The organism is Ruegeria sp. AA3, from assembly GCF_056542905.1.
In genome coordinates this window covers 805,509-822,821 of record NZ_JBQGAQ010000001.1, presented here as the reverse complement: position 1 = coordinate 822,821, position 17,313 = coordinate 805,509, and the positions used below count along the sequence as shown (strand labels likewise).

18 protein-coding genes are annotated in these 17,313 nt (G+C 57.2%); 8 read left to right on the top strand and 10 right to left on the bottom strand.

Annotation, left to right across the window (positions count from 1 at the left end):
• The first annotated feature begins 23 nt into the window (after positions 1–23).
• Genes ACR0JR_RS04120 through ACR0JR_RS04100 form a run of 5 tightly spaced genes read left to right on the top strand, consistent with a single transcriptional unit; the run spans position 24 to position 5,244 of the window.
• Positions 24–413, top strand: coding sequence for a DUF4440 domain-containing protein (locus ACR0JR_RS04120; RefSeq protein ID WP_480455105.1), 390 nt, complete (start codon positions 24–26; stop codon positions 411–413).
• On the top strand, positions 410–3,202 hold the full coding sequence (locus ACR0JR_RS04115) for a [protein-PII] uridylyltransferase family protein (RefSeq protein WP_480455104.1): 2,793 nt from the start codon (positions 410–412) through the stop codon (positions 3,200–3,202). Before ACR0JR_RS04120 ends, ACR0JR_RS04115 begins: the two co-directional genes overlap by 4 nt.
• A complete protein-coding gene (locus ACR0JR_RS04110; protein WP_480455103.1) occupies positions 3,189–3,461 on the top strand; it encodes a hypothetical protein in 273 nt (90 codons plus the stop codon). Before ACR0JR_RS04115 ends, ACR0JR_RS04110 begins: the two co-directional genes overlap by 14 nt.
• 41 nt (positions 3,462–3,502) lie before the next feature.
• Entirely contained in the window at positions 3,503–4,705 is a 1,203-nt protein-coding gene (locus ACR0JR_RS04105) for an RSP_2647 family RNA methyltransferase (protein ID WP_480455102.1), read from the top strand.
• Positions 4,702–5,244 (top strand): RSP_2648 family PIN domain-containing protein, encoded by a 543-nt coding sequence (locus tag ACR0JR_RS04100; protein ID WP_480455101.1) that lies wholly within the window; start codon positions 4,702–4,704, stop codon positions 5,242–5,244. The genes ACR0JR_RS04105 and ACR0JR_RS04100 overlap by 4 nt, the downstream gene beginning before the upstream one ends.
• 68 nt (positions 5,245–5,312) lie before the next feature.
• Here the strand turns inward: ACR0JR_RS04100 and ACR0JR_RS04095 are convergent, their stop codons facing one another.
• The 7 genes from ACR0JR_RS04095 to ACR0JR_RS04065 form a co-directional block, all read right to left on the bottom strand.
• Entirely contained in the window at positions 5,313–6,002 is a 690-nt protein-coding gene (locus ACR0JR_RS04095; RefSeq protein ID WP_170540452.1) for a M48 family metallopeptidase, read from the bottom strand.
• Positions 6,003–6,087: 85 nt separating this feature from the next.
• Positions 6,088–7,860: a hypothetical protein gene (locus tag ACR0JR_RS04090; RefSeq protein ID WP_480455100.1), complete on the bottom strand. Its 1,773-nt coding sequence runs from the start codon at positions 7,858–7,860 to the stop codon at positions 6,088–6,090.
• Between the two features lie 159 nt (positions 7,861–8,019).
• Positions 8,020–9,204, bottom strand: a complete 1,185-nt coding sequence (locus tag ACR0JR_RS04085; RefSeq protein ID WP_480455098.1) for a vWA domain-containing protein — start codon at positions 9,202–9,204, stop codon at positions 8,020–8,022.
• 4 nt (positions 9,205–9,208) lie between these two features.
• Positions 9,209–9,376 (bottom strand): hypothetical protein, encoded by a 168-nt coding sequence (locus ACR0JR_RS04080; RefSeq protein WP_170781624.1) that lies wholly within the window; start codon positions 9,374–9,376, stop codon positions 9,209–9,211.
• 6 nt (positions 9,377–9,382) lie between these two features.
• Positions 9,383–10,747, bottom strand: coding sequence for a DUF2927 domain-containing protein (locus tag ACR0JR_RS04075; RefSeq protein WP_170781625.1), 1,365 nt, complete (start codon positions 10,745–10,747; stop codon positions 9,383–9,385).
• Positions 10,744–11,193: a GNAT family N-acetyltransferase gene (locus ACR0JR_RS04070; RefSeq protein ID WP_170781626.1), complete on the bottom strand. Its 450-nt coding sequence runs from the start codon at positions 11,191–11,193 to the stop codon at positions 10,744–10,746. The genes ACR0JR_RS04075 and ACR0JR_RS04070 overlap by 4 nt, the downstream gene beginning before the upstream one ends.
• Before the next feature lie 90 nt (positions 11,194–11,283).
• Positions 11,284–12,129: an AAA family ATPase gene (locus ACR0JR_RS04065; RefSeq protein ID WP_319544767.1), complete on the bottom strand. Its 846-nt coding sequence runs from the start codon at positions 12,127–12,129 to the stop codon at positions 11,284–11,286.
• Positions 12,130–12,505: 376 nt separating this feature from the next.
• Here ACR0JR_RS04065 and dksA point away from each other — a divergent pair, with 376 nt between their 5' ends.
• Together dksA and ACR0JR_RS04055 are read left to right on the top strand one after the other, a co-directional pair.
• Positions 12,506–12,928 (top strand): RNA polymerase-binding protein DksA, encoded by a 423-nt coding sequence (gene dksA, locus ACR0JR_RS04060; RefSeq protein WP_039537084.1) that lies wholly within the window; start codon positions 12,506–12,508, stop codon positions 12,926–12,928.
• A gap of 72 nt (positions 12,929–13,000) precedes the next feature.
• Positions 13,001–14,152, top strand: a complete 1,152-nt coding sequence (locus ACR0JR_RS04055; protein WP_480455095.1) for an FAD-dependent monooxygenase — start codon at positions 13,001–13,003, stop codon at positions 14,150–14,152.
• A gap of 4 nt (positions 14,153–14,156) precedes the next feature.
• On the opposite strand, the gene xth is transcribed toward ACR0JR_RS04055, so the two are convergent.
• A complete protein-coding gene (xth, locus tag ACR0JR_RS04050) occupies positions 14,157–14,936 on the bottom strand; it encodes an exodeoxyribonuclease III (protein ID WP_010440595.1) in 780 nt (259 codons plus the stop codon).
• A 280-nt stretch (positions 14,937–15,216) separates the two neighbouring features.
• Positions 15,217–15,540: a HesB/IscA family protein gene (locus ACR0JR_RS04045; protein ID WP_480455093.1), complete on the bottom strand. Its 324-nt coding sequence runs from the start codon at positions 15,538–15,540 to the stop codon at positions 15,217–15,219.
• A gap of 76 nt (positions 15,541–15,616) precedes the next feature.
• On the opposite strand from ACR0JR_RS04045, the gene ACR0JR_RS04040 reads away from it, so the two are divergent.
• Complete coding sequence (locus ACR0JR_RS04040) at positions 15,617–16,774, top strand: deoxyguanosinetriphosphate triphosphohydrolase (protein WP_480455092.1); 1,158 nt, start codon at positions 15,617–15,619, stop codon at positions 16,772–16,774.
• Here the strand turns inward: ACR0JR_RS04040 and ACR0JR_RS04035 are convergent.
• On the bottom strand, positions 16,756–17,307 hold the full coding sequence (locus ACR0JR_RS04035) for a putative pterin-binding protein (RefSeq protein WP_480455090.1): 552 nt from the start codon (positions 17,305–17,307) through the stop codon (positions 16,756–16,758). The two genes, ACR0JR_RS04040 and ACR0JR_RS04035, sit on opposite strands and share 19 nt — an antisense overlap.
• Positions 17,308–17,313 lie beyond the last annotated feature (6 nt).

Here is a 17,313-nt window from a genome sequence, read left to right as displayed (position 1 = left end):
CATCGGTCACAAGACATAGGCATATGGAAAACGACGAGAACACCAACCCTCCAACCCTTGATGAAATTCTATTGTTGGAAAAGCAGGTGTGGGAGGCGTTGGTCGATGGCAACGCTCAAGCTGACCGCGCGCTATTGTGCGCGGATTTTCTGGGCGTTTATCCGAGCGGTTTTGCAAATCGCGATGATCATGTCGGGCAATTTGCCAATGCGCCGACGATGGCACAGTATGAACTCAGCGACACCAGACTGCGTGTTTTGTCGGCGGACATAGTTTTGCTCTCGTACCGCGCAGATTATCGGCGACCCGACAGAGAAGAATGGGAAGCGATGCTGATCTCATCACTTTGGGAGCGGCGGCATGACGTTTGGGTCAACAGCTTCAGCCAGGACACCCCTTTGGATAAAGCATGAGTGACGCTCTCGCCATAAACCGTCTACCGCGTACATTTCATGCCGAACTAGGGCAGGAAACACGTGCTGCACTGCCCGATCTGACGACCGAACAGGGTGAGTTGATCGCAGGAACTGCTGGCTCCAGCCCCTATCTTAAGGGATTGATCGACCAAGAACGGGATTGGCTGCCGCAAGCGCTGCAGCGACCAGACCAGTCATTCGCGGATGTGATGGAGGCGACTCGGAAGCTGCCATCGGATAAGTTGAAACCCGGATTACGGCAAGCAAAACGGCGCATGGCATTGCTGACGGCCCTCGCAGATCTGGCGGGTGCGTGGCCGTTGGAAAAAGTGACTTCTGCGCTGACCGATTTCGGGGCGCTGGCCACCGATGTGGCAGCGAAGGCCGAGATCGCAGCTCTAGTTCGGCGTGGAAAGCTGCCGGGCATGACTGAAGACGATGTCGAAACCGCCGCCGGTATGGTCATTCTGGCGATGGGCAAAATGGGTGCGCACGAGCTGAACTATAGCTCGGATATCGACCTGATCGTGATGTTCGATGAAACACGTTTCGACCCTGATGATTTTTACGAGGCCCGGCAGGGAATGGTTCGCGCCACGCGTAACTTTTGTGCGACGCTCAGCGACAAAACGGCGGATGGTTATGTATTCCGCACTGATCTGCGCCTGCGCCCTGACCCGGCAGTCACGCCAGTGTGTCTGGCGATGGAAGCGGCTGAGCGGTACTACGAAAGCCTTGGACGCACGTGGGAGCGCGCGGCCTATATCAAGGCGCGACCTTGTGCCGGGGATATCGCGGCGGGGCAGAGGTTTTTGGATGCGTTGCGCCCGTTCGTCTGGCGCCGGCACTTGGATTTTGCCGCGATTCAAGACGCTCATGACATGCGTCTGCGCATCCGCGAGAATAAGGGAACCGGGGGCAGCCTCTCGATTCCAGGTCATGATATGAAGCTGGGGCAGGGCGGTATACGCGAGATTGAGTTCTTTACTCAGACCCGCCAACTGATCGCAGGAGGCCGCGACCCTGACCTGCGGGTGCGGGGAACCGTGCCTGGTTTGGCGGCGCTGGCGTCGAAAGGCTGGGTGCCCGAGGATGTCACCGTAAAACTAACGGATCATTACCGCGCCCATCGCGAGGTCGAGCATCGCATCCAAATGGTACATGATGCGCAAACCCACAAGGTTCCGAATTCAGACGATGGGATCGAACGAGTTGCCTGCCTGATGGGTATCTCTAGCGACGAACTGACCACCGATCTGACCCGCCGCCTGACCGAAGTGCACGAATTGACTGAGGGGTTCTTTGCCCCCGGACCCGGCGCGCAGCCTGCGCCGTTACAGGAGGTCGAATTCGACAAGGGTGTTCTGGCCCGCTGGCCCACCTATCCGGCGCTTCGGTCTCAGCGGGGGGCTCGGATATTCGAGCGGCTAAGGCCCGAGCTTTTATCGCGACTGGCAAAGACCGCGAAACCCGAAGAAGCGTTGCTTGCGTTGGACGGGTTTCTGTCTGGACTGCCAGCTGGGGTACAGCTGTTTTCACTGTTTGAGGCGAATCCGCAACTGATCGATCTGCTGGTCGATATCGTCGGTACATCTCACGCTCTTGCCACCCATCTTTCGCGCAATGCCTCTGTTTTTGACGCGGTGATAGGCGGAAGTTTCTTTAGCGACTGGCCGGGGCTGGCTACGTTGCAGGCCGATCTTACACGGGCCCTGACAGAAGAAGACGACTATGAAACGCAGCTGGATTTTGCGCGTCGCTGGTGCAAGGAATGGCACTTTCGCATCGGCGTGCATCATCTGCGCGGATTGATCAACGGGGCGCAGGCCGGGCGGCAATATGCTGAACTTGCGCAGGCCGTTATCGCGGCGGTGCTGCCTTGCGTTGTCGAGCAGTTTGCCAAAAAGCACGGCCCTGCACCGGGGCGTGGCGCCGCGGTTCTGGGCATGGGATCGCTTGGGGCAGGGCGCATCAACTCGCAATCCGATCTGGACATGATTGTCATCTACGACCCACAGGATCAGGACATGTCTGATGGCCCCCGCCCGCTGGCCACGCGGACATATTACGCTCGGTTTACCCAAGCCCTGATAACAGCGCTCAGCGCGCCGATGTCGCAGGGGCGTCTTTATGAGGTCGACATGCGCCTTCGACCTTCGGGCAATCAGGGGCCAGTAGCCACCAGTTGGGGCAGCTTCACCAACTACCAGCAGAATGAAGCCTGGGTGTGGGAACACCTGGCGCTGACCCGAGCCCATGTTGTTGCGGGCGATGCTGAGCTGGCGGAGGATATCGAAACCTTTCGCGCTGAATTCCTGTCGCAACCACGCGATAGGGACATGGTTCTGAAAGAGGTTGCCGAAATGCGCGCCCGGCTTGCTGCCGCCAAAGCACCCGCCGGAGTGTGGGACGCCAAGAACGGACCGGGCCGCATGATGGATATCGAATTGTTGGCTGAAACCGGAGCTTTGATGGCGGGGCTTTCTCAGCGCGACGTGGCTTCGGGTCTTGACGGCGCGGTCGCAGCCGCGTTGCTGGATGTCGCGCAGGCACAAACCCTCAGGGACTGTTACGACTTATGCTGGTCGGTGCAATGCGCAGCGCGGCTGCTGTCGGGAAAAGTGATTGAGGCCGATAAGATTGGCGAGGGAGGCACAGCCTTCCTGTGCCGGGCCACCGGGTTCGATCAGGTCGAGCAGCTGCAATCTGCCTTGAAGGACAGTTACAGTAGGGCCGCCCAGTTGATCAGCGGCGTGGTTGGGGAGATTGAAGATGGCACGCAATGATGATCCTAATGACCATAAAGGTCTGATCCGCGAGGCTTATCGGATTGAAGGCATCACCTTGCCTGAATGCCGCAGCATCTTTCTAGATTGGGCGCTGAGCCTGCCTGCGGACCGTGATCAGCAACAGGCAGTGAGCTCTCTGCATTCGATTTACTCGGCTCAGGCAGAAGACCACCCTATGACGCAGGTACTGACCGAAGGGCTGCAAACTGCCCAAGCGCCCAAGCGGCGTGGCGGCTGGCGCAATCGCAACCGCTAACAGGGCTTTTACCCCTGCCTATTCGCGACTATGAGGGCGCCATGACAAATTCATCCGAACGCCCCCGTATCCGTTTGAAACCCAAGGCCAACGCGCGTGGCCTTCGCCATGGGTTTCCATGGGTCTATGCCAATGACATCGTGACCGACCGCCGGACTCGAAAAATCGAAGCCGGAGCATTGGCTGTGCTCGAAGATGATAAACGCGCACCCATCGCTCTGGTCGCAGTAAACTCGGCCTCGAAGATCATGTGCCGGGTGCTGGATCGCGATATCGGGACACAGCTGACCGCGGATTGGTTCGAAACGCGACTTCGCCATGCGCTTGAGATGCGCGAAAACTTGTTTGATGCCCCATACTACCGTCTGATCCATGCTGAGGCGGATGGGTTTCCGGGTGTCATCATCGACCGCTTCGGAGATGCCTGCGTGATCCAGCCAAACGCCGCATGGGCCGAGGCGCATCTCGATGCGCTGACGGATGCGCTGGTCAAGATCACCGGGGTATCTACGGTGTTGAAAAATGCCTCGGGCCGCACGCGCGGTTTGGAAGGGCTGGACGATCTCAGCCTGGCCCTCCGCGGCACTGCGCCCGAGGCACCGCTGCCGGTGCCCATGAACGGTGCAACATATATGGCCGACCTGACGGGCGGGCAGAAAACCGGCCTGTTTTATGACCAGCGCCCCAATCATGCGTTTGCCGCCAAGTTGGTTCACCCCGGTGCGCGTGTACTGGATGTTTTTAGTCATGTCGGTGGGTTCGGCTTGGCCATGCTGGCGGGCGGCGCGGCACACGCCGTGTCGGTTGATGGATCGGCAGCCGCTCTGGAATTGGCGGCAAAGGGCGCTGAGGTATCAGGGTTTGCCGACCGTTTTCAGACCCGTCAAGGGGATGCCTTCGATGTGCTGGCCAAGCTGGGGGAAGAGGGTGCAGAATTCGACGTTGTAATCTGCGATCCTCCAGCTTTTGCACCCTCGAAACAGGCGTTGGACGCAGGCTTGCGCGCGTATGAGCGCATCGCACGTCTGGCAGCACCGCTGGTCAAGCCCGGCGGTTACCTTGGCCTCTGCTCCTGTTCTCATGCCGCTGATTTAGGACGGTTCCGTGATGCGTCTTCGCGCGGCATCGGACGTGCTGGGCGACAGGCGCAACTAGTCCACACCGGATTTGCCGGCCCTGACCACCCACAATTGCCGCAACTAGCCGAAAGCGGTTACCTCAAAGCTGTGTTCTACCGGCTGTGAAAGCGGTTCTGGATACCTGCGTCATCTATCCAACGGTGATGCGAGAAATGTTGCTGGGCGCCGCCAAGCTTGGCCATTTTACACCTGTCTGGTCCGCGCGCATCTTGGAAGAATGGGCCCGCGCGGCGCGCAAACTCGGCCCGGAGGGCGAGGTACAGGCGCGTGCCGAAATCGCACTGGTTCAGGCAAATTGGCCAGCTGCCGAGCATCCTGCCACACCCGGAGCAGAGCAACGTCTGTGGTTGCCGGATGCGGCAGATATCCACGTTCTGGCAACAGCAGTCACAAGCTCGTCGGATGCCATAGTCACCGTCAACGCCAAGGACTTCCCAAAAAACATCCTTGCCGAAGAAGGGCTTGATCGGCGCGACCCCGATGGTTTGCTGCACGGTTTCTGGCTTTCGGATCCAGAAGGCATGTCGCAAATCGCTACCAGCGTTCTGTCAGTCGCCAACCGCCTATCGGGCGATAAATGGACATTACGCGCACTGATGAAGAAAGCACGGCTGCCAAGACTAGGCAAAGCGCTCGCCAACTAACGCGGGATCTTCTTTATCTGGCCTAAAATACTCCCGGGTGTGCGAGAGGCTGGCTCCTCGCTTCCAAACTAACCACCAACGCCCCACTTTTGTTCCAACACCTCCAACGCTGCAATCCGCTCATCCGTTTTCGGGTGGCTCATCAGCCAGGCTGGTGCTACGCCTGCACGCTGTTGTGTCAGATCTTCAAGCTTGTGGAACAATGACTTCTGCGGCCCAATCCCAATTCCGGCTTTTGTCAAAAGCGCCGCGGCATACTCATCTGCCTCATACTCGTCGCCACGCGACAATCGCGAGGCCAACAGATGTGTCAGCATATTCGCGATCCACGCACCGATGAACGGAATAAAACGGTTCAACAGCATCATCAACGCCGCCCGCAGCGCATTTTGGCCGGAAAAATCGATCATGCGCCGCCGGGCGTGTCCCAGTGCTACATGCCCAAGCTCGTGCGCGATGACGCTCGCCATTTCTTCTGCCGAAACCTCGCCATTGTGAAACTTTCGATAGAATCCACGTGTAATGAAAATGCGTCCATCAGGGGCTGCCAGACCATTCACCGGATCGATTTCGTAGATGTAGACTGGCACACGATCGATTTCCAAAGCTGCCGCCAATCGGTCGGTCATACGTTTGAGAGCGGGATCAGCCAACTCAGTCGATTTTGCATCCAGCTCGCGATGCGTGCGCCAAACGGAAATCCGATACATGACGACGGCATAGGCGATGGCCAGCAAGATGGGTGTTAATCGGAGCATGTGTTAGATATGGGCGGCCCGCCCTGTAGAGGCAAGTCGCTATTCCAGATACAGGCCCGATTGGAGGGTGTTGCGTAGACGATTGCTACTGACTTGGCGTTGGCAACTGAAGGTTCGAGTGGAACTCGGAGAGCGACTGCTTAGTCAAAACCGCGCCCTTTGAAGCTTCGAAAAACGCATGTTCGGCCTCTTTCTCTGCGACCAAGGTGTCAATTCTCAGATCCCTCAAATCGGCGCGCAGATCGTCGCGCGCCTCTTCATAGGTTTCTGCATCACGCAGTTCATCCTCAAGCGAACTGAGATCGTCTTCGTAATTCGGGTCTGCAGGATCGAGCGCGGCGATGTCATCAGCGATGTCTTCGCTGCTGCGGCCATCATAGCTCTCGTTCAGGTCACGCAGTTCACGGCGCGCCTCATAGAGGTCATCGCGCAGGTCGTAATAGGTTTCCGCCTCAGCCTGATAGGTCGCGATCTTGCCCACATTGCTGTTGGCTGAGGCATTGCGGAACGCCGGCGCCGCCGCCTTGGACGCATTCAGGTTACGCAGCTTATCCGAGCCATCGGGATCGGTGATCGCCGCGACAAGCGGATCGCGGTAATAGCGGTAGCGGTCCTTCTTCCGATCGGAATATGGCTTATCGTAGCGCAGTCGATAGTCGGTTTCATCATAGAACGTCTTATCATCCGAATAGCTGTAGTCATCAGGATCGTAAGGCACCGGCTGGATCGTTGCCCAGTCCTTGTGCCGGTAACTTGGCTGTGGCAGGTCGAGATAACCATGGAACTCGCCCAGCGTCGCCTTGGTCAATGTCCGCCCTTTCGAAGCGTCATAAAAGGCAGCCTCCGCATCTTGCAACGCGTCGCGGGTTTCGTATCTCAGATCCCTCACATCCGCGCGCAGATCGTCGCGCGACTCTTCATAGGTTTCTGCATCACGCAGTTCATCCTCAAGCGAACTGAGATCGTCTTCGTAATTCGGGTCTGCAGGATCAAGCGCGGCGATGTCATCAGCGATGTCTTCGCTGCTGCGGCCATCATAGCTCTCGTTCAGGTCACGCAGTTCACGGCGCGCCTCATAGAGGTCATCGCGCAGGTCGTAATAGGTTTCCGCCTCAGCCTGATAGGTCGCGATCTTGCCCACATTGCTGTTGGCTGAGGCATTGCGGAACGCCGGCGCCGCCGCCTTGGACGCATTCAGGTTACGCAGCTTATCCGAGCCATAGGGATCGGTGATCGCTGCAACAAGCGGATCGCGGTAACGACGCGTGCCGGGTTTTTTGTCGACATGGCGCTTGGAATAATAATCCGTACGGGCAACAGGGCGCGGGGAATGCTCGAGCGGAGCTACGGAAGCTTGACGGTGAGTTTTCTTTACGCGCTTGGCACTTGTATTGGATTTTGATCGCGTACGTTTTCCAAAAAGTTGCTCAACATCGCGTTTGAACTCTCGTCCAAAGCCCGCCAGTGTAGTTTCCCGGACTTTGCTGTTCTGTCCCTTATTCTTATTCTTGTTCTTGGCCGACCGTTGGGATTTTGCATTCTGATTTTTATTAAATTTAAAAGCTTTGCCTGAGCGTCGAGTATTGAACTTGGCACCACCTGCATCTTTATCCGTGCTTTTGGCCCCATGGCCTTTACCGGATATTCCTTTGCCGCCCTTGGTGCTGTCATTGCCTTTGCCGGATTTTCCTTTTCCACCACTGCGGCCTGCTCCTTTCCCGTTACCATTGCTCTTGTCGTTCTTGGCATAAGCCGCATCGGGACCCAGTATAATGGTAGCGACAGCTCCCGATGCAAGAACCAGCGAAGTAACCGTCAAAACAGACGTCAGAATATTGCGAAATTTGGAATTGGTCATCTCAGCCCCCCAGCCTCAAACCCTGCTCTGTATATCATAGATTTGAGAGAGGTGGGGAACTTAGCTTAGATTGTTTCCGGAGTGCTCATTTTGGAGCGTGAATCATGAGAATTCAGTCTGATTGTTTCCCGGATCCGGCCAATCAGAATTCCAACGGCCCTAACGTGTCAGTTCCCGCATGCCCTGTTCTAGCCCCGCCAGCGTCATGGGCACCATGCGATCCTCAAAAATCTCGCGGATCATGCCGATCGAATGCGTGTATTCCCAATACTTCTCGGGCACCGGGTTGATCCATAGGTTCGATGTCCACTGTTCGCGCGCGCGCTGCAACCAGACTTGTCCGGCCTCCTGGTTCCAGTGCTCATTTGCGCCACCGGGATACGCGATCTCGTAGGGGCTCATCGAAGCGTCGCCAACGAAGATGCATTTGTAGTCCGGACCGTAGGTGCGCAGCACCTCGTGCATTGGCGTCTGCTGATCCCAGCGGCGGCGGTTGTCACGCCAGACACCTTCATAGAGGCAATTGTGGAAGTAGTAGTATTCCAGATGCTTGAACTCGGTCCGCGCGGCCGAGAACAGCTCTTCGACCACCTTGATGTGCGGGTCCATTGAACCACCCACATCGAGAAACAAAAGCACTTTAACCGCGTTGTGCCGTTCAGGACGAGTTTTGACATCCAGATAGCCATGCTCGGCGGTGGCACGGATTGTGCCATCCAGATCCAGCTCTTCCGCAGCGCCCTCACGCGCCCAGCGGCGCAGGCGTTTCAGGGCGACCTTGATGTTGCGGGTGCCGAGTTCAACCGTGTCATCCATGTTCTTGAATTCACGCTTGTCCCAGACTTTAACCGCGCGTTGATGGCGGCTTTCTTTCTGGCCGATGCGCACGCCTTCGGGATTGTAGCCATAGGCCCCGAATGGCGAGGTACCTGCTGTCCCGATCCATTTGTTGCCGCCTTGATGTCGGCCTTGCTGATCCTTCAGGCGCTCGCGCAGTGTCTCCATCAGCTTGTCAAAACCACCCAGCGCCTCGATCTCGGCCTTTTCTTCGGCGCTCAGATGTTTTTCTGCCATCTTTGCAAGCCATTCGGCGGGAATATCGACGGCCTCGAGCACCTGCTCAAAACTGATTGCGTCCAGGCCTTCGAAACTTGCGGCAAAGGCGCGGTCGAACTTGTCGATATTGCGTTCGTCCTTCACCATCGACACGCGGGCGAGGTAGTAGAAAGCTTCGACATCGTAGGTGGCGAGGCCCTTTTTCATTCCCTCCAGAAAAGTCAGGTATTCGCGTAAGGAAACGGGAATACCGGCGTTTCGAAGGTTCTCGAAAAAGGGCAGGAACATATCTTTAAACCAATCGCACCAGAACCAGCGAGATCACCAGTCCGATTAGCGCAAAAGCGATCGCGTATCCGGCAGCATACTGGGCCATATCTGCACCGCTGCCATTGCGATTCCGCGCAGTTCGAACGCCCAGCAAAGCCCCTAAAAGTGCCATGCCCAAAACCACTACCATATGCCGTTATCCACCCGTACCTGCGGCGGCCGCCTGCGCAATGTCTTGCGATACCGAGCGTGCCACCAATTCCGAGCCGAAGCCGTAGCGCGCCCACCCGATACTGTCCAGCCGAACGCTGCGTGCCTGATCAATTTGCCCAGACTGGCGCAAAGCTTCGGATTTCAGCAGCAACAAAGTCGCCAGCAGCGCGGCGTTTTCAGAGCGCGTCATGACATCAATCGCACTGTTCAATTCGGGCAGCGCCTGCGCCCCTTGACCCTGCGCCAAGGCAAATGCCGCAGTCTGGGCTGTGATATGGGCGCGCTGGACCTCTGTTCCGGGTGTGGAGCGCAGGTACTTCTTCGCGATGTCATATTGCCTCTGCGCGGCTTCGGGGTCGTCGAACTGCCCCATGCGCCCCAGCAGGTAATGCGGGTAGGCGCGGCGGTGGTCTGTCCAGCCTTGTTGTTGCCCGATCTGTGCCGCTTCTTTCGCGGCATTGACCCGCTTGGCGGTGCCCGCACCAGCCCCCAATGCGCGCTGTACTGCGTTTATCCAGGCGCGGGGTGTCTCGGTTACCGGTTGCGGTGCAACGCGATCCCCGCGCGGATTCAGCCGGCTTAGGACACCGGGCAAAACCGCCGCGACCTGTTCGCTTGTCATACCGTTCTGCAACTCGGGCGAGTAGGCCGTTCGCAGGATCAACATGTCGAACCCGGTCAGAACCGTGTGAAAGTTATCGTCGTTGAATACAGAATCCGGCAGGCGGTAGAGATCGTTTAGCGGTCCAAGGGCCTGAGCCAACTCTTCATGCAGGCAATCGCGAATTTCCTGTGGGCTGGCATCATAAGGGATGAAAATTCCGATCCTCTCGCGGCTGCGAAGTTCGGTCCAGTTGCTTTTCTTTTTCCGCCGGTCGCGGCGGTATTCTTCCAAACTTGAAGAGTTTGGAACGACGAAACACGCAGCCTGCGGAAGGATGCGGCGAATCTGTTTCTGGCTTACGGCCTCGATGGTGATATTCGCCTGGCCCTCTGGAATCTGTCGGATGTCGATCTTCGCCTCCCGTCGCAGCCGTGTCAGTAGCCGGCTCAGGTCGGTCTGCATCGTTGGAGGGGGTGTCCCAGTCAGGCGCACCGTGATCGGTTCGTCGAACCGAGTAAAGACCGGAAGTTCCGCGCCGCTTTCAAGCGCGAAGTGCAGCGAGAGGAAATCGGCGGCGATGTTCTTGTTTGAACGGGCAGGCGGGCTGGGACGGACGGCGCCGAAAGATTTAGACGGCGGCAGCGATGCTTCGATCACCTGGGTACGGGTCGGCGTCTCGATCCGGTCGACCGTCGTGCAGGCAGACAGCGCCGCCAGGAGGAGGGTTGCTCCCAAAAGCCTCATGGTCGCTGATACTTCAGGAACGGCGACAACTTGCCGATGCGGTCATAGAGTTTGCGCGCGGTATGGTTGTTTTCCTGTGTCAGCCAATAGACTGAAGGGGCTTTCTGCCTATCCGCTTCGTCGTAGACTGCTTGAATCAAGGCGCGTCCAACACCGGTTCCACGCGCTTCGGGGCGGGCATAGAGATCCTGCAGATAGCAGACACTCTCCTCTTTCCATGCGTGGCGATGAAAAAGGTAGTGGGTCAGTCCGAGCAGCTGCCCATCCAGATCGGCGACAAAACAGGAAAAGTCATTCGGATCATCACCTAAGAGCCGAGCAAAGGTGCTTTTGTAAGTCGAATCCGGCACCTCGGTTTCATAAAATGCAAGGTAGTCACGCCACATATCGGCCCATTGGTCCCGATCCTCTGATCGCAAAGGGCGGATTGTGGGGGTGGTCGACATTGCCATGTTTCCTGCTCTGGAGGCCCGATTGTCGCGGGGTTTTTCGTTAACGCAATGCTGACATCCGAGCGTACCGATGACAAGCCGTGATCACCGCTTGCTGCGCGCCATAAAGGCCAGCCGTTCAAACAGATGTACGTCCTGCTCATTTTTTAGAAGCGCACCATGCAGTTTTGGCAGCGCATTAACGCCGTCGCGCTTCAGATCCTCGGCACTTAAATCCTCAGCTAAGAGCAACTTCAGCCAGTCCAGCACCTCCGAAGTCGAGGGTTTTTTCTTCAACCCCTGTGTCTCGCGGATTTCGTAGAACTGGGTTAGTGCGGTGGTCAGCAGAGCGTCTTTGATGCCGGGGTGATGCACCTCGACGATCCTGCGCATCGTGGCCTCATCCGGGAAGCGGATATAGTGGAAGAAGCAGCGGCGCAGGAAGGCGTCCGGCAGTTCCTTTTCGTTGTTCGAGGTAATGATCACGATCGGGCGGTTCTTGGCCCTGATTGTCTCGCCGGTCTCGTAGACGTGGAACTCCATCTTATCGAGTTCCTGAAGCAGATCGTTGGGAAACTCGATGTCGGCCTTGTCGATCTCATCGATCAGCAGAACCACCTTTTCATCGGCGTCAAAAGCCTGCCACAGCTTGCCCTTGCGGATGTAGTTCGACACCTCATGCACCCGTTCATCGCCAAGCTGGCTGTCACGCAGACGGCTGACGGCGTCGTATTCATACAGGCCCTGTTGCGCACGGGTTGTGGATTTCACGTTCCACTCGATCATCGTCAGCCCCAAAGCACCCGCGATCTGCTTCGCCAGCTCAGTCTTGCCAGTTCCCGGCTCACCCTTGACCAGCAGAGGGCGTTCCAGTGTGACGGCAGCATTCACAGCAATGGTCAAATCGTCGGTGGCAACATATTCTGCGGTGCCTTGGAAACGTGCGGTCATGGGACCCCTCATATGGTGTTAGGGCAGTGTTTGCTTTGCAGGGGTTACAGAGGGGCAGGTGTTTTTACAAGCCGGGCCGCTGCGTCGCGCTGAGATGATTTCTACCGTGAGTTCAATCCCTCTCGGGCGATTCGCCCGCTTCAAATTAGCCTGGTGGCTGAGGGTGCCCGAAAAACGCCATGTGATAACCACAGAAAAACAAGGTTTTGTTGTTACAAGTCTCATTATTAGAGCAGGCGGAGTGACGCGGCGACGAGCGACAAGTTTGTGTAGTGACAATCTTTGCGCCGTCGGATACACGCTCCGCAGAAGGGGGTGCCGAATGTCAGCTAACACAACAGCAACCGACGTTTCAGGCCATACCGAGGGAGCAAATATGAAGCAGGAAGTTTTTCTGCCGGAAGATTATCGCCCGGCCGAAGATGAACCTTTCATGAATGATCGACAGCTTGAGTATTTTCGCCGCAAGCTGATGGATTGGAAGACAGAACTACTCGCAGGCAGCCGCGATACGATCGAAGGGTTGCAGGACAACACCCGTAACATTCCTGATGTCGCTGATCGCGCAAGCGAAGAAACCGACCGCGCGTTGGAACTGCGCACGCGAGACCGTCAGCGTAAGCTGGTGGCCAAAATCGACTCGGCCCTGCGCCGTATTGATGAGGGTGAATACGGGTATTGCGAGAAAACCGGTGATCCGATCTCGTTGAAGCGTCTGGATGCACGTCCAATCGCGACGATGACCTTGGAAGCGCAAGAGCGCCACGAACGCCGTGAAAAGGTCCACCGCGACGATTGATCGCTGGAAAATCAAGATAAAACGTCAACGCCGGGGCCTGTCGCCCCGGCGTTTTTGCGTTATGGCAGAGCCATGAACATAAACGGTCTGAATTTCTGCGTCATAGGTGGCGGGATTGGTGGCATGGCCACAGCACTGGCTTTGCGCAATCATGGAGCCGGGGTAACCTTGCTGGAACAAGCCTCCGAACTGATCGAAGTCGGTGCGGGGCTGCAGATCAGCGCCAATGGCATGGCAGTTCTGCGCGCTTTGGGCGTAGCGGGGGAGACACCAAAGGCAGGGCAGGTCTCTGGCGGGACCATTCTGCGTGACTACCGGAAGGGACGGGTGATCAGTCGGGTTCCGGCTCCGGTTGCCGGACCGACTTACTATTATCATCGTGCTGATCTGTTGGGCCTGTTGCTCAAGGCTGCACTACACGCCGGGGTCGATATTCGGTTGGGCGCGCGTGTGAGCAAAGCATGCAAACACCCGGGAGAGGCCGAGATAGTCTTGGAGAGTGGCGAACGGCTGCATGCCGAATGCGCGATCGTCGCTGACGGGGGGCGCAGTGAAATCCGCCCGCTTCTGAACGGGCCCGAAGCCCCCAAATTTACCCATCAGGTCGCTTGGCGCGCAACGATCCCTTGGAACCAACGCGAAGACGTGCCGCGAGCGTCTCTCACTATGGGTCCGGGTCGGCATGTTGTGACTTACCCACTGCGCAACCAACATCTTATGAACATCGTGGCCATCGAAGAGCGTTCCGATTGGCAGGAGGAAGGTTGGCGGCGCCAGGGTGATCCAGATGACCTACGCCGTCGGTTTGCCGATTTTGGAGGACCGGTGCGCGATATCCTGTCAGAAGTTGATGATGTTCATTTGTGGGCGTTGTTCCTGCGTCCGGTGGCACAAAGCTGGCAGAACGGGCGGTTGGCCTTGCTTGGTGATGCGGCGCATCCGACGTTGCCTTTTATGGCTCAAGGAGCGTGCCTTGCTTTGGAAGACGCCTGGGTTCTGATCCGGTCGCTTCAGGACCAATCAGGCGTTACCCGCGCTTTGGCTGCCTATGAGGCGACCAGACGACCTCGGGCCCGGCAAGTGGTCGCCGCCGCCGGAGCTAATGCCCGCAATTTCCACCTTCGCGGCCCCATGAGGATGGCGGCTCAGGCCGCTTTGATGGCTATCGGTCCACGCTTGGCACGGCGCTATGAATGGATCTACCGCTACGACGCGACGGCGTAATCCATCAGAGATCGAGATCGACCCAAACCGGCACATGGTCCGAAGGTTTTTCGTGCCCACGAATCTCGAAATCGATCCGACAATCGCGCATCAGATCTGCTGCTTGCGGAGTCAGGAGGAAGTGATCGATCCGAATCCCGTCGTTTCTGTTCCACGCACCGGCCTGATAGTCCCAGAACGAATAATGACCCGGACCATGCGTGCGAGCGCGGAAGGCTTCAGTAAAGCCTAAGTTCAAGATTTTTCGAAATGCAGCGCGACTTTCGGGCCGAAAAAGAGCGTCCTCGCGCCAGGCGTCGGGTCGTTTTGCGTCCTCGGCTTGCGGAATGATATTGTAGTCCCCGGCCATCAGCGCGGGCTCTTCAGTGGCCAGCAAATCACGCGCGCGTTCATAGAGACGCTCCATCCACGCAAGCTTGTAGTCATATTTCGGCCCCGGCACCGGATTGCCGTTAGGCAGATACAGCCCACAGATGCGAAGAGCTTTTTTCCCGATGACAGTCGCTTCGATCCAACGGGCCTGTTCATCGTCGTCATCACCGGGAAGGCCTCGGGAGACATCCTCCAACGGCAGTTTCGAAAGGATTGCGACGCCGTTGAAACTCTTTTGCCCGTGCGTTTCCACGTTATATCCGCGTTCTTCGAATATCTCGCTTGGGAAATTCTCATCAATCGATTTGATTTCCTGCAGCAAAACGACATCCGGCTGCGCCTCATCCAACCAGCGCGGTAGCGCCTCGGCCCGAGCTTTTATCCCGTTGATGTTGAACGTGGCGATTTTCATGCGCGATCCTCCGGTGCCATCCGCAACCTATCGCGCAGATTGCACCTGACGGCAAGGAACAGAACGGGCCAGCGAGGCTCTGCCTCGCGCTCCGAGGTATTTTGGGCCAGATAAAGAAACGGATTCTTAACCATACTTGAAAATAATGATTATGCGGTACAGGCGGAGGCGCCGATGACCGTGCCAGGTGAAGCTCTCTGGCCTTAACGGTCAGAGAGCGGATCCCACTTCGTCTGGCTAGAAATACCTTGGGGGTGTGGGGGCAAAGCCCCCACTTTGGCTACATTGAGAAAGATGTACCGCAGCCGCAGGAAGATGTGGCATTGGGGTTCTCGATAACAAAGCGCGCACCGATCAGTTCCTGTGTGAAATCGATCACCGCATTTTCCAGAAATGGCAGAGAGATCGAGTCGACGATAACCTTCTGGCCTTTGCCCTCTAATACCAAATCGTCTTCCTTAGGCTTATCCAGCGCAATTTCGTATTGAAATCCTGAACATCCACCGCCCTCTACTGCGACGCGCAGGGCCTGGCCCTGATCTGCGGCGCCAATCTCGGCCAAGCGATCAAAGGCGCGTTCTGTAACTATTGGGGGCAGATTCATGCCGGTCTCCAAAGGTTTATTTCCTTAGCATCGTACAATATATGAAACCTGAAGACAGGCGACAAGGACAACACCATTGGACAGAGCGGGTTTTGCCTCGGATCCGGGCCGCGCGCGGGGGCGATTGGTGCCGGAAGAAGAGAGCAGCTTTCGTTCATGCTTTCAGCGTGACCGCGACAGGATCATTCATGCCAGTGCCTTTCGGAGGCTCAAGCACAAGACACAGGTCTTTGTTGAGCACGAAGGTGACAGCTATCGTACTCGTTTGACCCACTCAATCGAAGTTGCGCAGGTGGCGCGGACGATTGCTGGCGCTTTGGGGTTGAACCCGGAGCTGACCGAAGCGGTCGCTCTGGCGCACGACCTTGGGCACACGCCTTTTGGTCATACGGGTGAGGATGCCTTGCACGCGTTGATGGAGCCCTATGGCGGTTTTTACCACAACGCACAGGCCATTCGGATCGTAACCAAACTTGAGCGCCACTATGCCGAGTTCGACGGCTGCAATCTGACCTGGGAATGTCTGGAGGGCATCGCCAAGCATAACGGTCCCGTCGTAGGCGAATTGCCATGGGCGCTGGCCGAGTGCAATCAGGGCTTTGATCTCGAACTTAACACACACGCGAGCGCCGAGGCGCAGGTGGCCGCGCTTTCTGATGACATAGCCTATAACAATCACGATCTGTTCGATGGGTTGCGCGCTGGTCTGTTCAGCGATGACGACATTCAGCAACTTCCCATCATCGATGCCTGTTTTGCAAAAGTCGATCGCAGATATCCGGGTCTGGACCCATACCGGCGTCGCCATGAAGCGCTGCGGCGGGTTTTTGGCGTGATGGTCTCGGATGTTATTGACACGTCGCGCGCGTTGATCGCTTCCTCAGGGGCGCAATCGGTCGAGGATATTCGGAATCTGGGCTATCCGGTCATTCAGTTCTCAGATGAGTTATGGGCTCAGCTCAAACAAATCCGGGCGTTTCTATTTTCACGTATGTATCGCGCACCAAGCGTGATGCAAGTGCGCACCAAGGTCAGCAAGGTGGTCGAAGAGCTCTTTCCGATTTATCTTGCCGACCCGAAGCAGATGCCTGGGCACTGGCATGGCGATATCGAGGCGGCGGCTGACGAAACGGCGTTGGCGCGGATCGTCTCGGATTATATCGCGGGTATGACGGACAGGTTTGCGCTGCAGGACCATGCCCGCCTGACCGGAGATCATTCAATCGCGATATAGGCAATGGCCCAGACTTGTTGGCTGGCCTGCATCTGAGCCAATTCTGCATCATCGGTTGGAGGGAAGACGATCATTGTGGGGCCATAGCCGCCGATTCCCATGGGCACGCCGTCCGCATGGGTGGCTACAATCGGTTGATGTGTTTTGATGCTCTGCCAAGGGATTTCCGCCTGATAGCCGTCCATTGCCATGGGCAGGGCGGATTTACCCTCTGCTCCGGCCAACTTCATTATTTCGGACAGCAGTGGGCCTGAAAAAATATAGTCGCGCTGGCTCTCTGGCGGGCCATAGGGGATAGTGATCTCGATCTGCTCCAATCCCTCCAGCATGGTTGCGTCGAACCCGGCCGCTCCTGCGTGCGTGACTTCGAGGTAACCGAACAGGCCACCGTCATTTTCTGTTCGTGCGGGCAGGTTGGTCTCATCGACGGCGCCACCCAGTGTCAGAATGACGTGACCTTCGGGCGTCGATAGTTCGGCCCATGCGGGTATGGCGGCAGATAGAAGCAGGACTAAGGGCAGAGCGCGGTACATGGGGAT

Coding starts and splice junctions, on each gene's coding strand:
- ACR0JR_RS04065 (WP_319544767.1), bottom strand. CDS start 12,129: ATGACCGCACGTTTCCAAGGCACCGCAGAATATGTTGCCACCGACGAT.
- ACR0JR_RS04055 (WP_480455095.1), top strand. CDS start 13,001: ATGAACATAAACGGTCTGAATTTCTGCGTCATAGGTGGCGGGATTGGT.
- ACR0JR_RS04110 (WP_480455103.1), top strand. CDS start 3,189: ATGGCACGCAATGATGATCCTAATGACCATAAAGGTCTGATCCGCGAG.
- ACR0JR_RS04120 (WP_480455105.1), top strand. CDS start 24: ATGGAAAACGACGAGAACACCAACCCTCCAACCCTTGATGAAATTCTA.
- ACR0JR_RS04085 (WP_480455098.1), bottom strand. CDS start 9,204: ATGTTCCTGCCCTTTTTCGAGAACCTTCGAAACGCCGGTATTCCCGTT.
- xth (WP_010440595.1), bottom strand. CDS start 14,936: ATGAAAATCGCCACGTTCAACATCAACGGGATAAAAGCTCGGGCCGAG.
- ACR0JR_RS04105 (WP_480455102.1), top strand. CDS start 3,503: ATGACAAATTCATCCGAACGCCCCCGTATCCGTTTGAAACCCAAGGCC.
- ACR0JR_RS04075 (WP_170781625.1), bottom strand. CDS start 10,747: ATGAGGCTTTTGGGAGCAACCCTCCTCCTGGCGGCGCTGTCTGCCTGC.
- ACR0JR_RS04095 (WP_170540452.1), bottom strand. CDS start 6,002: ATGCTCCGATTAACACCCATCTTGCTGGCCATCGCCTATGCCGTCGTC.
- ACR0JR_RS04035 (WP_480455090.1), bottom strand. CDS start 17,307: ATGTACCGCGCTCTGCCCTTAGTCCTGCTTCTATCTGCCGCCATACCC.
- ACR0JR_RS04070 (WP_170781626.1), bottom strand. CDS start 11,193: ATGTCGACCACCCCCACAATCCGCCCTTTGCGATCAGAGGATCGGGAC.
- dksA (WP_039537084.1), top strand. CDS start 12,506: ATGAAGCAGGAAGTTTTTCTGCCGGAAGATTATCGCCCGGCCGAAGAT.
- ACR0JR_RS04090 (WP_480455100.1), bottom strand. CDS start 7,860: ATGACCAATTCCAAATTTCGCAATATTCTGACGTCTGTTTTGACGGTT.
- ACR0JR_RS04115 (WP_480455104.1), top strand. CDS start 410: ATGAGTGACGCTCTCGCCATAAACCGTCTACCGCGTACATTTCATGCC.
- ACR0JR_RS04080 (WP_170781624.1), bottom strand. CDS start 9,376: ATGGTAGTGGTTTTGGGCATGGCACTTTTAGGGGCTTTGCTGGGCGTT.
- ACR0JR_RS04045 (WP_480455093.1), bottom strand. CDS start 15,540: ATGAATCTGCCCCCAATAGTTACAGAACGCGCCTTTGATCGCTTGGCC.